1 pseudogene is annotated in these 581 nt (G+C 51.3%); it reads left to right on the top strand.

The features are described 5' to 3' along the window. Positions 1 to 257 precede the first annotated feature (257 nt). Positions 258 to 581: pseudogene (locus AC1DRJ_RS31775) on the top strand (hypothetical protein); the annotation flags it as partial.

The following is a 581-nucleotide window of genomic DNA, read 5'->3' as shown; positions in this document are numbered from 1 at the left end:
GGCTGATGATCCCGGTGCCTCGATTTTTCCGCCGAGGGTCCGGTTCGCTGGTGGGTCATAACGGCACCGGTTTTAATTTCGACTAAGTCTGGATCTAGCTCCATTACTGTAATTTCTGACAGGTGTGAAGGGGGCAGAACTTCATTAAGTTAATAGTAGTTGTTCGGATGTCTGCAGGTTGGCTGATCTCGTCATAAAGCTGGATTAACACCGTCTTTGTGGTGGCGCGATTTTGTTATTCAAGTGCGGTGGGAGAAGTGCGCGTGTTTATTATTTCTTTGATTAAAAATTGCGAGAGTGGAAAGATGAGCAGAGTAATGTTCTGGTTGGTGACGCTGTTGCTGGCCGGCTGCGTGAGTCACGAAGTTGCAACAGACAAGGTGCCGGACTCTCATGCGCAAGCGATTGAATCCCTAACAGTCGGTACAACGGCAGCCGAGTCCGGGCCGGTGACTGCGCAATTCCTGACAGAGCGTTATAACAACAGGGCCACTATGTGCAGGAACAACCCATCTGCTCCGGCTTTCCTGTGCTCTGGCGTGATTTTGCGGGCGACCCAGCACTCTACCCAGTTCCACTTC

The sequence above is a fragment of the Pseudomonas sp. P5_B2 genome (assembly GCF_056400445.1).
The sequence above is the reverse complement of the archived record's forward strand: the minus strand, read 5'-3'. Positions and strand labels throughout refer to the sequence as shown.